This window comes from Agrobacterium sp. 5Ca50 (assembly GCF_055381905.1).
The window spans coordinates 398,896-413,625 of sequence record NZ_AP026440.1 but is presented as its reverse complement, the minus strand read 5'-3'; the positions used below and the strand labels follow the sequence as shown (position 1 = coordinate 413,625).

11 protein-coding genes are annotated in these 14,730 nt (G+C 54.3%); 8 read left to right on the top strand and 3 right to left on the bottom strand.

What is annotated here, in order from left to right; all coding sequences use genetic code 11:
• The first annotated feature begins 2 nt into the window (after positions 1-2).
• Both ACZ5FM_RS24120 and ACZ5FM_RS24115 read left to right on the top strand, forming a co-directional pair.
• Positions 3-728: a GntR family transcriptional regulator gene (locus ACZ5FM_RS24120; protein WP_464041490.1), complete on the top strand. Its 726-nt coding sequence runs from the start codon at positions 3-5 to the stop codon at positions 726-728.
• Positions 729-1,195: 467 nt separating this feature from the next.
• Positions 1,196-1,897, top strand: a complete 702-nt coding sequence (locus ACZ5FM_RS24115) for an SDR family NAD(P)-dependent oxidoreductase (RefSeq protein WP_464041489.1) — start codon at positions 1,196-1,198, stop codon at positions 1,895-1,897.
• 382 nt (positions 1,898-2,279) lie between these two features.
• On the opposite strand, the gene ACZ5FM_RS24110 is transcribed toward ACZ5FM_RS24115, so the two are convergent.
• Positions 2,280-3,278 carry a GlxA family transcriptional regulator gene (locus ACZ5FM_RS24110; RefSeq protein ID WP_464041488.1) on the bottom strand — a complete coding sequence of 333 codons (999 nt, stop codon included), beginning with the start codon at positions 3,276-3,278 and terminating at the stop codon, positions 2,280-2,282.
• Positions 3,279-3,507: 229 nt separating this feature from the next.
• On the opposite strand from ACZ5FM_RS24110, the gene ACZ5FM_RS24105 reads away from it, so the two are divergent.
• Positions 3,508-4,344, top strand: a complete 837-nt coding sequence (locus ACZ5FM_RS24105) for an alpha/beta fold hydrolase (protein WP_464041547.1) — start codon at positions 3,508-3,510, stop codon at positions 4,342-4,344.
• 125 nt (positions 4,345-4,469) lie between these two features.
• On the opposite strand, the gene ACZ5FM_RS24100 is transcribed toward ACZ5FM_RS24105, so the two are convergent.
• Positions 4,470-6,329 (bottom strand): heavy metal translocating P-type ATPase, encoded by a 1,860-nt coding sequence (locus tag ACZ5FM_RS24100; RefSeq protein WP_464041487.1) that lies wholly within the window; start codon positions 6,327-6,329, stop codon positions 4,470-4,472.
• A 759-nt stretch (positions 6,330-7,088) separates the two neighbouring features.
• Between ACZ5FM_RS24100 and ACZ5FM_RS24095 the strand changes: the two genes are divergently transcribed.
• Together ACZ5FM_RS24095 and ACZ5FM_RS24090 are read left to right on the top strand one after the other, a co-directional pair.
• The gene (locus ACZ5FM_RS24095; RefSeq protein WP_192490079.1) at positions 7,089-7,298 is read left to right on the top strand and encodes a cold-shock protein; all 210 of its coding nucleotides are present in this window, start codon (positions 7,089-7,091) and stop codon (positions 7,296-7,298) included.
• 161 nt (positions 7,299-7,459) lie between these two features.
• Positions 7,460-7,735, top strand: a complete 276-nt coding sequence (locus ACZ5FM_RS24090) for a hypothetical protein (protein ID WP_192490078.1) — start codon at positions 7,460-7,462, stop codon at positions 7,733-7,735.
• Between the two features lie 197 nt (positions 7,736-7,932).
• Here ACZ5FM_RS24090 and ACZ5FM_RS24085 read toward each other — a convergent pair whose 3' ends face one another.
• Positions 7,933-8,934 (bottom strand): sensor histidine kinase, encoded by a 1,002-nt coding sequence (locus tag ACZ5FM_RS24085; protein ID WP_464041486.1) that lies wholly within the window; start codon positions 8,932-8,934, stop codon positions 7,933-7,935.
• 522 nt (positions 8,935-9,456) lie between these two features.
• On the opposite strand from ACZ5FM_RS24085, the gene ACZ5FM_RS24080 reads away from it, so the two are divergent.
• The 3 genes from ACZ5FM_RS24080 (at position 9,457) to ACZ5FM_RS24070 (ending at position 14,631) form a co-directional block, all read left to right on the top strand.
• Positions 9,457-10,494 carry a YiiG family protein gene (locus tag ACZ5FM_RS24080; RefSeq protein WP_464041485.1) on the top strand — a complete coding sequence of 346 codons (1,038 nt, stop codon included), beginning with the start codon at positions 9,457-9,459 and terminating at the stop codon, positions 10,492-10,494.
• A 581-nt stretch (positions 10,495-11,075) separates the two neighbouring features.
• Complete coding sequence (locus tag ACZ5FM_RS24075) at positions 11,076-12,584, top strand: ATPase domain-containing protein (RefSeq protein WP_464041546.1); 1,509 nt, start codon at positions 11,076-11,078, stop codon at positions 12,582-12,584.
• Entirely contained in the window at positions 12,562-14,631 is a 2,070-nt protein-coding gene (locus ACZ5FM_RS24070; RefSeq protein WP_464041484.1) for an ATP-binding protein, read from the top strand. Before ACZ5FM_RS24075 ends, ACZ5FM_RS24070 begins: the two co-directional genes overlap by 23 nt.
• Positions 14,632-14,730 lie beyond the last annotated feature (99 nt).

The window sequence follows — 14,730 nt, the reverse complement described above, 5'->3', positions numbered from 1 at the left end:
CCATGGGCGAGGAACAAGTGACAGACAATAATGACGCAAAGGCATCGCTTGAAACCGTCAGCGACGCCGTTTTCCGCCGCTTGCGGCAGGACATCATACTTGGCATTCTACCTCCAGGTTCCAAGATCAAACTCGAAAAAGCCCGTGAGCGTTACTCGATCAGCATTTCTTCGCTTAGAGAAATTCTTAGCCGCCTCAGTGCGGAGAACCTTGTTCTTGCTGAAGGGCAGCGTGGTTTCGAGGTTAGCCCAGTCTCGCAAAGAGAACTGGAGGAACTCGCCGACTTGCGAATTCTCTTGGAGTGCCGGGCAATCGAGCTTTCCTTTGCCGCTGGCGATCTTGAGTGGGAAGGTACAATTGTCGCAGCCCACCATCGCCTAAAGACTGTCGAGCAAAAACTTCTCGCGGGGGATACTCTGCAGACGGCCGAATGGGTCCGTTTTGACTGGGAGTTTCATCTGGCAATTGTCGCCGCATGCAATTCCGCAGTGCTCGTTCAGAGCCTCTCATCCGTTTTTGACCGCTTCTTGCGTTATCACATGCTTGCGAAAAACTTTCGTGGGCAAGGTGTTGTTGATGACCACAAGCGCCTGTTTGAGTACGCCCTGGAGAAGAACGTTGATGCGGCCAAAGACATGATAAAGCGTCATGTTCTCAACGGGGCAAACCATATTTTGGCAACCCCTATGTTCATTCACGACAGTCACCCGGTGGATCAAACCACCTAGGGATAAATTTCGGTTGTTGGAGACACGAATGATCATCCGGTGGGCTTTCGAAACATCGTCCGCGTTGGGGATGTAAAGCCAGGCAAACCCCGTCAGGTCATGGTGGATCCCGATTGAAGACGCCAGTCTGCTTCAAAGAAAAAGGCGGTCGAAACAACTGTCAATGGGATGGCGACGGGCGAACTCGAAATCACTGCGTAATGGCAGTCACCCACTCTTAGAGACGGGCACTAGTGCCGTGTGCAGTCCGAAATGCTAATGCATGCAACCCAGCCGCAATGCGGCGGGTTCTCTTGCATCGCGGGGGGAATATGTCGCCACAGGTTTACAGCGACGCCTGAACATATCAAATTCGTTCCAAGCCATACTCGACTCAAACAAACAGTCTGTAGTCAGGGCCGTTCTGTTCTAAGCGATATGGCAGTCCGGAAGCCCAGCTTAACTGACACGTATCTCGGGAATTGCATATGCCTGAAATGTCTTCACTTCCCGACAACTATACCGCTCTGGTCATAGGCTCGAGCGGCGGGATAGGGTCGGCCATACAACAGACACTCAGTGCTGATCCGCGCTGCAACGAGCTCATCTGTATGTCACGCAGTAAAGACGGGCTGGATATTACCGAGGAAGCATCGCTCGTTTCTTGCGTGCAAAAGATCGCCAGCAAAAAAATCCATTTGTTGATATGTGCGACGGGCGCTTTGACGATCAATGGTGTCGGCCCCGAAAAAACAATCAGGCAGCTCGATCCCGACGCGATGACAGCGCAGTTTCGGATAAATGCCATCGGGCCTGCACTTGTAATGAAGCACTTTCTTCCGCTCGTTGATCGTGAAAAGCGTGGCATCTGCGCCTTCCTGTCGGCAAGGGTTGGCTCGATCGGAGATAATCGCCTTGGAGGGTGGATTTCCTATCGCTCATCGAAAGCTGCTCTGAACCAAATCATCCGTACTGCGTCAATCGAGTTCAAGCGCACGCATCCTGACGCTGTGCTCGTAGGTGTCCATCCTGGGACAGTCGAAACCAGCCTGTCGGAGCCGTTCTCGCGCGGGCGTGAGAGAATTCGACCGGATGATGCGGCAAAGATGATTTTGGAGGCGCTGAACGCAGTTGCCAGTACGCAAACGGGAAGTTTTATCGCATACGATGGCTCATCCATCGAGTGGTAGTGCAGGCATTCGAAAGCGAAAAAAGTCCGCTTAAATATCTCCGAGAGGGATATGGAAATGCGATCACTTCAGGTGCCTGGAGCCAAGAAACATAAATGAGAGCAATGCCTTAGGCTGTTGGTAGTCCCGTAGATATGGCGGTGAACTGACACAAAAGTTGCCAAACACCAGCGCTGACAAAGGAAGAATTTAGCGGCAGGGACGTTTTTATCAGTCCGTATTGAGCATTTTGTGTCTCACGGTCGGGTAGCGCTCTCTCACTTCGATCATTCGATGTCCAATCACAAACTTTCCGGGATGGGGAGAACGCACCGAATTTGAGGCAAGCGCGAGAGAGAACATGATCGCTTCGCGAGCGGTAAGTTTCTCGACCACAGAACAATCATACGCGCGCGTCACCGCGATAGACATTTGGCGTAGCGCCGGTCAGCCTGCCAAAAACCTTTCGAAAGGCGGCTGGATCGGTATAACCAACCGCCCAGGCAATGCTCTCGACAGAACCATTCGTCGTCTCAAGCAACTGCCGCGCCTTCATGATGCGCACATTTTGTAGATATTCGGTCAGCTTGAGCCGTGTCGCACGCAAAAAGCGGCGCTGGAGTGTCCTTTCGGAAAGACGCACGCTGTCTGCTAGCTCACCGATCGATTTTTGCATCTCAGGCGTCGCATGAAATTGGTGCTGGACCTGCAGGACCTCCTTATCGCCATGATCGAAGCGGGGAAGAAAAGCCTTGTACTGGCTCTGACTGCGACGCGGCGGATCAACAACAAGAAAGCGTGCCGTCTCAAGCATCACTGCCTGCCCAAGCAGCTTCTCGACAAGGAGCAGGCCCAGATCAGCCCAGGCCAGAATTCCGCCAGCGGTGATGACATCGCCATCATCGATGATCATGTTATCGGGTGACACGTCAATCTTGGGAAACTGTTCAGCAAGCCTGTCTGCAAAAGCCCAGTGGGTCGTGGCGCGTCGGCCGTCGATGAGCCCGGTCTCAGCAAGGACAAACGCCCCGGCACAAATTGAACAGACAGTAACGCCGCGCGCATGCTGGGACGCGAGCCATTGCGACGCCGGGCTCATGCTTTGCATCTTCTCAGGCATGATGATGCTAGGCGGCGCGATGACGTAGCTCAACGCGTGTGGGATGCCAGGGCTTGAATCCCATGTGCAGGATACGTCACCACCCTCCATCTTCCAGTGACTGACCCGAATGTTGCGATAAGTTGTCGGCGCCTGCAGATTTGTAGACCAGTCGTTGGCGACGCGAAACAGATCGGTCAGTCCATAGACGGCAGCCAGCTGACAATCCTGGTAAACCAGTAAGCCCACCTCTATGAAATCAGGTGTTTTGGTATTTGCCACTTTTGCCTCGGATAAAGTCATTTCCGCCACGTGTTTTCGATAGAAGATCGCGATACCTTCTCTTTGTCAAATACGGAATTCGCAGACAAAGCGCGACAGGAGAAATGCCATGACATCTGATACAAACCGGTTTTTCGTGTCGAGACGCAGCGTACTGATCGGAAGCATCGCCCTTGCCAGCGTGAGCGTTCCGGCGATCGCCTTCTCGCAAAACTCATCCACCAACAGTTCATCACAAGGAGAAATCGACATGGGCTTTGTAACAACCAAGGACGGCACCGAAATTTTTTACAAGGACTGGGGTCCAAAGGACGCGCAGCCAATCGTTTTCCATCATGGCTGGCCGCTGTCGTCGGATGACTGGGATGCCCAGATGCTGTTCTTCCTGTCGAAGGGTTACCGCGTTGTTGCTCATGACCGTCGTGGTCATGGTCGCTCGGCACAGGTGGCGGACGGCCACGACATGGACCATTATGCAGCCGACGCATTTGCTGTCGTCGAAGCTCTTGATCTGAAGAACGCCGTTCATGTCGGCCATTCAACCGGTGGCGGTGAAGTTGCCCGCTATGTTGCAAAACATGGTCAGCCCGCCGGTCGTGTTGCCAAGGCTGTTCTGGTGTCCGCCGTACCACCGCTGATGCTGAAGACAGACAGCAACCCTGAGGGTCTGCCGATCGAAGTGTTTGACGGCTTCCGTTCCGCACTGGCTGCCAACCGCGCCCAGTTCTTTCGCGATGTACCGGCTGGTCCTTTCTACGGTTTCAACCGTGATGGTGCGACCGTCCAGGAAGGCGTGATCCAGAACTGGTGGCGTCAAGGCATGATGGGTGGCGCAAAGGCCCATTACGATGGCATCAAGGCTTTCTCTGAAACCGACCAGACCGAAGACCTGAAGGCGATCACCGTTCCAACGCTTGTTCTGCACGGCGAAGACGACCAGATCGTACCGATCGCAGATTCTGCCCACAAGGCGATCAAGCTCCTGACGAACGGCACGCTCAAGACCTACCCTGGTTTCTCTCACGGTATGTTGACGGTTAATGCCGATGTTCTCAATGCTGACCTGTTGGCCTTCATTAAGAGCTGATCTTGCGGAAATTTTGCAGCAACCGTTGCTGCGATCGCCAAGCCACGGAAGCGAGAGAGGAGCGTTGACGCCCCTCTTTCGCAACCGTCTCTCAATTGATTATGCCGCTCGACGCCTCCGCCGCTCTATCGTGTGATTTCTTGACCAATTCGAGGTTTAATCGCGAGAACGCGCAACGCGTTGAGGATCACAGCCACATCGATCAATTCCTGAATGACGGCGCCCTGTACCGGCGTTAAGTATCCAAAGGCCGCCGCGGTCATACCGATAGTCGACATTCCGATACCGGCCACGACACTTTCGAGCGCTATACGCCGCGCGCGTTGCGCAATTTCGATACCCGGAAGCAGGCGGTCAAGATGATCGACGAGAAGAACAATATCCGCAGCCTCGGCTGAGGCCGCGGCTCCACGAGCCCCCATGGCAACGCCAATATCCGCAACAGCAAGTGCCGGTGCATCGTTAACACCGTCTCCTACCATCATCACTAGCCCGTTCTTGCGTTCAGCAGTCACAAGAAGAACTTTCTCGTCTGGCGTTAGATCTGATTTGACCGCATCAAGCCCCAGGTTTTTTGTAACATCTTCGGCGACTGCCTTTCTATCGCCAGTAGCTAGCAGGATACGGCGTATGCCGAGTTGACGCAGGTTAGCCATAAGCTCTGCGACACCTGTGCGAAGAGCATCGGCCATGGTGATGTAGCCAGCAATTTTATTATCGACTGCAAGCGCGACAATTACCGCACCAACATTCAAGATCGGGCTGGGAATCGGCGCTGCGCCGATTTGCTGATTGACGAACGAAACTCCTCCCACACTGACCAGGTGACCTGAAACGGTTCCGCTAACTCCCTCTCCAGGACGCTCCGTTACGTGCTCGGGCGCTGGCAGCGCAACACCCCTGCGGTGGGCCGCAGTAACAATCGCCACGGCCATCGGATGCTTTGACGCCTGTTCAAGAGCCGCAGCGAAATATAAAACTTCATCCTCCGACATACCGTTGCATGGTTCAATCAACACGATCTGGGGACGTCCATCTGTCAGTGTACCGGTTTTGTCGAGAACCAGTGTCGTGATCCGTGCCAGGACTTCCAATGGCTTTGCGCCCTTGATGAGAACACCAAAGTGCGCCGCCCGTGACAGCCCAGCCACGAGAGCGACAGGTACTGCAAGGATTAACGGGCAAGGCGTTGCCACGACCAACACCGCCACGGCCCGGATAGGATCACGAGTGAGCCACCATGCAGCTGTCGCGAGTGCAATTGTCACCGCGAGGAAAAGCATTGAATATCGATCCGCAAGCCGCGCCATCGGTGCCTTGGATGCTTGCGCTGCTTCAACCAACCGGACGATCCCGGCGTAAGTGCTGTCAACCGCCCGACGCCGAACGCGCAGGTCAAAGGGCTCGCCCGCATTCGTACAGCCGCTCATCAACTCGTCACCATGCACAAGTCGCACGGGCATTGATTCACCCGTGATGGCAGACTTATCGACGATCGCCTGCGCGCCCTCAATATATCCGTCTGTCGGCACGATGGCGCCCTGATGAATGAAAAGGAGGTCGCCTGGTTCAATCTTGTCGAGCGCGACAACCTCTAGAGTGCCGTTTTCATGGCGTGTGGCAGTTCTGGGAACCCGGGACAGGAGTGTGCTCATTTCGCGCCTGGCACGGCCCTCCGCAAAGTTCTCAAGAAAAGTGCCGCCGGCATACATTACGGCGACCACCGATGCGGCCAGCGTTTCACCGAATAACAGCGCTGCCGACATCGAAAGCGCCGCGACAATGTCCAGCCCGACTTCACCTCGCCAGAGACTGCGAAGGATTTCGACGACCAGAGCAATCAAGACCGGAATAACCCCGACCCGCCAAGCAAGGACGGCCATATCGGGCTTGTCGTATGCGAAAAAAACCAGCCCACTTACGAGACCGAGTATCGCAATCGAGAGCAGCACAGTTTTGACGCGGTCATAGGTCAGAGAGAACATGACTTCCTTTCATCGCCCCTTCGAGCGTGTGGATAGTGGTCCTGCCGTCTTTCTATTTGGTTCAACTGCTGGCTTGTTTGTCGTGCTGTTACGACTTGCCAATTCGAAGCTTTTTCTCGTGTCGTCGGTATGCAGCTCTAACAACCATTAACATACCAGAGATGCGCGTCCGCGGCACCAGCGGGAATGGTGCAATTCGAAAGTTACTCTCGCCGGGAGGCTGGCATCCGGTATTTCAGCTGATGAGGTCATCAAGTCTCGCTCAAAGCTGACTGAGCTTTCATTAGCGATTTCTGGATTAGCGAGCACTCGCCTTGAAGAAGCGGAATAGACGTACACCTATCTTACGGCATAAGTCGAAGAGCCGGCCGGACAAAGTCATTTTCTCTATGTTTCTCCTGGTGTCCAAAAATGCGTGCGTATTTTTTCCTCTGCCAGCAAACCTGCTCGAGAGGTAACAACTGCTCTGGTATATCTGAACCGCCGCGTTGAACTTTGACAGTCAGCGTGAATGGTCAGGAAGCGTGCGCTGGGCGAGAATACATCCTTAGATAGATGTGCGGAAATGCTCGCAAAACTAAAAGTTGACAATCCGATTTAGATCCAGTATCTATCCATTATCGATATTTTCTTGCTGAGCTTTGGTTACCGCGCGATTAGCACCGCGCTTTCAACGAACCCTCCCTTTAAAACAATCGTTATCATCATCCGCAGCGCAGTCGCGCTGAGGTCATCTATATTGCTACGAAAGGGTTCATTATGATCACCGGCACAGTTAAATGGTTTAATTCCACCAAGGGCTTCGGCTTCATCCAGCCTGACAACGGCAGCGCTGACGCGTTCGTTCACATCTCTGCCGTCGAGCGCGCCGGAATGCGCGAAATCGTCGAAGGCCAGAAGCTTAGCTACGATCTGGAGCGCGACAACAAGTCCGGCAAAATGTCGGCTTGCAATCTTCAGGCTGCTTAAATCGGTATCTGCTTTCCTTTGACCACGGATGTACTGGCACTGTTGAAAGCACAATACCTACTGAGGTCAGGCAAGTTGCCTGGCCTTTTTTTTTGGCCTGATGACACCGCAACTGCGCGGGTGGCCCAGGTGGCCAGTGGCCGCAATAACAGGAGTTCTCGATGACGAACCAAGCCAACGAACTTCAGGCAATCAACACGGCTTGGCAGATTGCCGTGCAGGAAATTCTGCGGATGGTCGTTCGAGACCTGTACAAATCAGGGGACGAGGCGTCCTTCCAAGCGCATATCAAGAGAGTTGAAGAGGCAGCCGTCGACAGCATCTACACCGGACTGATGCTTCGCGGGACGGATGAATGGACGGAAGTCCTGGTCAAGGAAAAAGCCAGCAACTTCGTCACGACGCTTTTGACGTCGTTCACTTATGACAAGGTTTGATCATCGCAAGAGGTTCGCCTGTTTCCATGGAGAGCCATGACAGTGACGAGGCGCTTAAAAAACAAGTTTGTCGCTAACAGCTTTTTTCACCCGACAGTCTGTTTCAAAACTCACTTAACGGACGGTCATTCTCCAACAACGGCAACTCTAGGTGACAAGACACCGTTAGCCTGTTGGTATGAGCAAGCGTTTCACATTCAGGCTGTTAGCCGACTTTCCTTTACCCGGAGCGTCACGACAACTCCCCCTTCAACCCAGTTAAAGTCAATTGACCCTCCCAGCTGCCCTGAGACGGTTCGATGAAGCAATTTGCTGCCGTAGCCTTCGGCAGTCTTCGCCGCACCGACACCATCACAGCCGTGCTCGCTCCAAACGATCTCGATGTCGTCTTTGGCTGATGCCCCGGAAATGTCGAGGGACCCCGTTTCGTTTGAAAGGGCACCATACTTCAGCGAGTTCGTTGCGAGTTCGTGAATGATGAGCGCAAGACTTGTCGCGGCCCTCTCCCCAAGCCCCATGCGTGGAACTGCAACGCGGATACGCCCGGCGAAAGCGCCATGGTCGTCGTATGGCGCCAACAGCACACTAAACAGATCACCCAGCAAAGCCGCGCGCCCCTGACCATCAGGAAGCGGGCGGACAAGCTCATGGGCGCGTCCGAGTGCGGTAAGGCGCTGCGTCAACTGCTTTGCCATCTCCTCCTTCGTTTCAGTTGAACGCGACGTGATGCTCGTGAGGCCGGAAGCCAAAGCGAGCAGGTTCTTAACGCGGTGGCTCATCTCACCGGCGAGCAGCTCATGACTTTCCTCCGCCTGCTTGCGCCCCGTTACGTCAAGAAAAATTCCAGTCGTCTTTTTTGTTGATGTATCGCCGTCGTTCCCTTGGCCACGCGCGGAGATCCATCGGACATCAGAGGTGGTCGTGAGGATGCGGAAATCGATTTCAAAGGGTCCATCAATCGCACGCGTGGCAACAAACGCCGCCCTGACGCGGTCTCTGTCCGCAGGATGGACCTTAGCTGAAAGATGCTCAAAGCTGAGATCCGTCTCTGCTGGTATGTCCCAAAGTTCATATGCCTTGGTGTCCATGACGAACGTATCGTCGTCCAGCATCCAGGTCCAAAGCGCCACCCCCGCCGATTTAATAGCCCGTCTAAGCTCGTCTGCACTCCATTCAGGCTGCGACCTTGATGCGCTCATCGTAAATCTCTTTTGACAGATGCCACTCACTATTTTCAGAACTACCGGGGCGGACTAAGGTTATCAATGGCCTATGCAGGCTTTGTGATGCTAATATCACAAGCTTACACTTTGAGAAGTGGGGCAGTATGCCTCTGTCAACGACGACAAATTGTGCCATTGAAGCGATATAAGCGCGCCCCGATCCCGCTGTGCTTTAGTAACATGATCTGCGCGCACGCAAATGCAAAGTCACATCGATGCCGGGCGGCGTGCGATAACGTGGCGCCTCGCGGTTGCGTTGTGCAGATAGCAGGCGCTTTAATTCTGTATGGAGTTTGAGCGCGTACACATCGCGGCTCGATTGGTCGGAGCATCTATGGACGCCAGTGGCGTTCCGGGCGAAAGGCAGGTGAAACGTCCGCTGGGCTTGCCTCCACCCCTAAATCACGCCAAAAGGCTCCCCGTCTTAGTGCCTTGTACCACCGATACCCAACAGGCGCTTTGACCTGAACGGGATCCTGAAATCTTGTTTGCAATTTTATGTCTTTGCAGCTTGGAAGTGACGATCTCCTCAGAGATGAAATGAGGACGCAAATGAAACAAAATCAAAACTTTAACCCCCTGTCTCCCTTTTTCGCCATTGCAGCAGCCCTGCTCATTCTGTCGGCGTGTGATGACAACACCTCCAGCCAGACAGATCGTGCGCGAGAGACACAAACCTCCAGCGAACAGTCAGAAGTTCAAAAATACAACGCCTATGTCGAGGTTGCCAATTCGGTGCACCGACCTTACGCCGAGGATCTGGCAACATATCAGCGCTATATTCAGCCTGTACTTGACGGCAACGAAGAGAATGACGACCTCCTTTTCCCTTCATCGTCGACGATGAGCCGGGTCAAGGAGAATCTGGACAAAGCGCGGGCCATGAAACCCGACATGGCCGAACTTGACGTTTCGGCGCAGACCTATAGCGATGCGTTGGACAAGGCTATCCCTCTTGATCGCGACCTGGACAATTACATCGAGGCCAAGACCTATCTGAGCGATAAGGGCGCGCATGGACGCGAGATTCAGCCCGCCTATATCTCCGCCATGGAAACCCTCGCAAAGGCCCAGATGAATTACGCCAGAGCGATCGAGGCAAAGGACCGCGCCCGCATCAAGTTGGAATTTAACGGGACGGAAAAGGACACGCTCGCCTATTTCCGGCTCGGCATGGTCTATCATATCAAGGACAGCATCGACCAGGCCTCTAGTTTCCTGAATGGCGAGGGTTTTGGTGACAGCAAGGACGTGTTCAAGGCTGCGCTCGACGCGTTCGCCACCATGGCGTCAGGCTATGATCGCAAGGTGCGGGACCAAAACAGCACGGGTTGCCTTGCCATCATGTCCAATGCCAATGCCTATCTCTCCGTCGGCAGGCAGATCATCCACAGGACCGAAGACGGCTCGTATGAAAAGGACAAGCAGCAAGGCTCCCAGTTCCAGCTGATGCAGTCGCGGCAGCAGCAGGACGCAAGTTCCCTCCTCCAGAACTATAACAATATGATCAGCCAACTGAACATGAACCAATGCTGAGCTGAAGCTGAACCAATGCTGACCTGAACCTGAACCGCGTTATGCGGGCTGCGTCCCCAACGCAAAACCTAGAGATGCCACACATTTCGTTTGAGCGTGGAATGTGTGGCATCGAATTCAATGGTGTCGAGGCGACACGACATCTCCTTGCCTGAAGCAATGGAGCAATCAAAGCATAAATCCGTACGGTAGGCTGCGAGCGATTACAACAATGCCGCACCAGCATCGAGCAGCACTACCCCATATGACAGCCGTTCCGCCGATCTGAAGTCGCAACGAACTCGATGAGCTTATGACAAACCAGGGCCTGAACGTGGGCCATCTCGTTAACCCAACGCCGTCGTCTAACAATCCGCAGTGATGGCCGCGCTCGACCCGAAACGCCAAACGGGCGTTCTCCCAACAGCAGCCATTGAGCAGTCAAAGGACAAAGGTATCCACCAGACTTCATAGCGGTAAAGCAGCACGCTTTTTGTCTTCGCGTAAGGTCCATAATCGTCCAGTCCCCGAACCAGCTTGCTACTCCAGCCTTGATTCTCTTGAGACCTGTATCTAAGTATTTTAGGAAGTGCGGAGGAAACATGGACGAGATTTTAAGTCAGAGCGCTAGAACAGGCGTACAGGGATTGGATGATGTACTTTCCGGTGGCTTAACTCGCAGGCACGTTTTCCTCTTAGAGGGATCTCCGGGGACCGGCAAAACGACAATCGCCCTGCAGTTCCTCATCGAAGGCGCGAAACTCGGCGAGCGCTGTCTGTACATCAGCCTATCGGAGACGAACGAAGAGCTGCGTGATTGCGCAAAATCACATGGTATGGAAATCGGTAGCGAGATCGAAATCTTTGAACTCGTACCGCCAGAAAGCCTTCTCGACGCCGACCAACAGCAAAGTCTGCTCTATTCCTCGGATCTCGAGCTCGGTGAAACCACAAGAATGATTTTCGAGGCGTTTGATCGCATCAAGCCTCAGCGCGTCGTAATAGACAGTCTTTCCGAAATCCGCTTGCTGGCACAAAGTTCGCTGCGCTACCGCCGACAGATACTTGCTTTGAAACACTTCTTTTCACGTTCGGATGCCACCGTCCTGTTGCTCGACGACATGACGTCGGAAAATTTCGACAAGACTGTGCACAGCGTTGTCCATGGCGTGATCTATCTCGAACAACTGGCTCCAGATTACGGTTCTGAACGTCGTCGCCTGAGGGTGATAAAATATCGCGGACAGTCGTTCCGTGGTGGCTATCATGATTTTGTCATCAAGACCGGCGGCGTTTCGGTGTTTCCGCGGCTTCGTGCAATTGAGCACAAGACCGGTTTCGAGCGAACCACCTTATCCAGCGGTCTTCCCGAGTTCGACGATCTCCTTGGCGGAGGCATCGAGCGCGGGTCCAGCACACTGCTTATCGGGCCAGCAGGCACCGGCAAAAGCTTGTTCGCCCTGCAGTTTGTGAACGCTGCAATCCAGCGAGGGGAAAAAGCCGCGATCTTTATCTTTGATGAGGAGCTTGGCCTGCTTTATGCCCGTACCAAGACCATGGGTATCGACCTGGAAACACTGCACGCCCAAGGCCATATCCACATAGAGCAATTGGATGCCGCCGAACTGTCACCGGGTGAATTTGCGCAGCGTGTTCGTGACCGGGCTTCAACCTATGAAGCCAAGACGGTCGTAATCGACAGCATTAATGGCTATCAAGCTGCGATGCCGGAAGAGAATGCTCTCATCCTGCACATGCATGAACTTTTGCAATACCTCAACAGGCAGGGTGCAAATACTTTTTTGACGGTCGCACAGCATGGTCTGGTCGGCGACATGAAATCGCCTGTTGACGTTACCTATCTTGCAGACAGCGTCATTCTTCTAAGGTATTTCGAGGCATTGGGAAAAGTTCGGCGGGCAGTATCGGTGATCAAGAAACGCACCGGGCCACACGAAGATACTATTCGCGAATTTAAAATATCCGGTAGCGGACTAACGCTCGGCGAGCCGCTTTCGGCCTTTCAGGGAATTCTGCGTGGCGTCCCTAACTTTGTGGGGGATCAAAACCCTCTTCTTCCAATGACCGGTGAGGGTAGCGACAATTCCTAACAGCGACACAAGCGCCCTGGTTTACGCTCCTATCGGCCGTGACGCGGAGATTGCAGTTTCGCTCCTGAAAGAGGCTGGGGTGGCCGCCACCGCAGTGAGTGATATCGCGTCGTTTGTGGCGAAGTTGACTGACGACATCGCCTTCGCCGTTGTCACAGAGGAGGCTTTTCGGTCTGCCGATCTGAGAGGTTTTTCCACGTGGATCGAGGCGCAGCCGAGTTGGTCTGACCTTCCGTTCGTCATCCTCACGAACCGTGGTGGTGGACCTGAACGCAATCCGGCGGCGGCAAGATTATCTGAAGTCCTGGGCAACGTGAGCTTCATTGAACGGCCATTTCATCCAACCACCTTCATAAGTGTTGCGCGATCCGCCATGCGGGGCCGTCGCCGCCAATTCGATGCCCGAGCTAGAATAGAGGCTCTTGATGAAGGCGAAAGACGTCTTCAAACGGCCCTCAGTGCCGGCAGACTGGGTGCGTGGGAATTCGATCTTGCAACCGGCGAACTGATCACTTCGACGACCTTTCGATCAATATTCGGTCGCAATGCCACCGAGGAGTTCTCCTACACGGATCTGTTGGCCAGTATCCATCCTGAGGATGTCGACCGGATGCAGTTGGCCGTTCGAACGACCATTGAAACCGGCGCCGACTACGCGATAGAGTACCGCACGATCTGGAGTGACGGCTCTGTCCATTGGGCCGAGATCCGCGCCCAGCTCTACAGGGACCGCGAAGGTAAGGCCATAAAGCTCGTCGGCGTCTCGGCCGACATCACCACACGACTGAAAGCGGAAGAGCATCAGCGACAACTGAACGAGGTTCTTGAAGAGCGCGTTGCAGAACGGACCCGTAAACTGGAAGAGACCCACGCCAGAATGATGGCAGAGGTGAACCAGCGGGAGAGCGCCGAGCAACAGTTGCGCCAGTCACAAAAGATGGAAGCGATCGGCCAGCTGACGGGTGGCGTGGCGCATGATTTCAACAACCTGCTAATGGCCGTACTTGGCAATCTTGAACTCCTGCGAAAGTACGTTGGCGAAGATGCAAAAGCGGTCCGCCTCATTGAGGGTGCTCAACAGGGTGCAAAACGCGGCGCTTCGCTCACCCAGCGGCTTCTCGCGTTCTCGCGTCGGCAGGATCTGCGCATTGACCCGGTCGACATGCTCGCGCTGGTCACCGGAATGGAAGACCTGCTGGAACGATCCGTCGGCTCGACAATAGTGATCAAAACTGATGTGCCCGATCATCTTCCTCTGGTCTCGGCAGATGCCAACCAGATTGAACTGGCGCTCCTCAATCTCGTTGTTAACGCCCGCGACGCCATGCCGGATGGAGGCGAGATCCGCATCAGCCTGAACGGTGTTCATCAGGCCACCCCGTCCGGTGACCTTGCGGCAGGCGATTACGTCGTCCTGTCGGTGGTTGACCAAGGTTACGGTATGGATCGTGACACACTGCAAAAAGCTGTTGAGCCCTTCTTCTCGACCAAGGAGCTCGGAAAGGGCACCGGCCTTGGCCTTTCGATGATCCATGGCCTGGCGTCCCAGCTGAAAGGTGATCTCAAGCTGACAAGCGAGCTGGGCAAAGGCACTAGAGCAGAATTGTGGGTTCCGGCTGCCACATCCGAAATCACCAATAAATCCGCAGTGGTTGAGGCAACCATCGACCCAACTGTCAGCGCATCAGGACCGAAACGGATATTGCTGGTTGACGATGACGTTCTCATAGCGATGAGCTCAGCTGATATGCTGATGGATCTTGGACACGACGTCGTGGAAGCGCACTCAGGGAAAGAGGCATTGGAACAACTTGGGGATGGCAGCGGTTTCGACCTCCTCATCACGGACTATTCCATGCCTGGTATGACGGGCGCAGATTTGACTGTTGCAGTCCGCCATGTTGTCCCGAAGCTTCCGATCCTAATCGCCTCCGGTTATGCAGAACTGCCGCCCGGCGTGGAGCTTGACGTTGCAAGGCTTGGCAAGCCGTATACGCAAGAACAATTGGCGCGGGAACTCGACCGGCTGTTTGCCGACAGGATTTAGGGAAATGCGTGCCGGATCCGCTCATAGTTTAAGAAGAAAAATAAAAATACGGTTTGGCCTGCGTGGATGTTGGAGACATGACAGGTGCAGGGGTTCGCT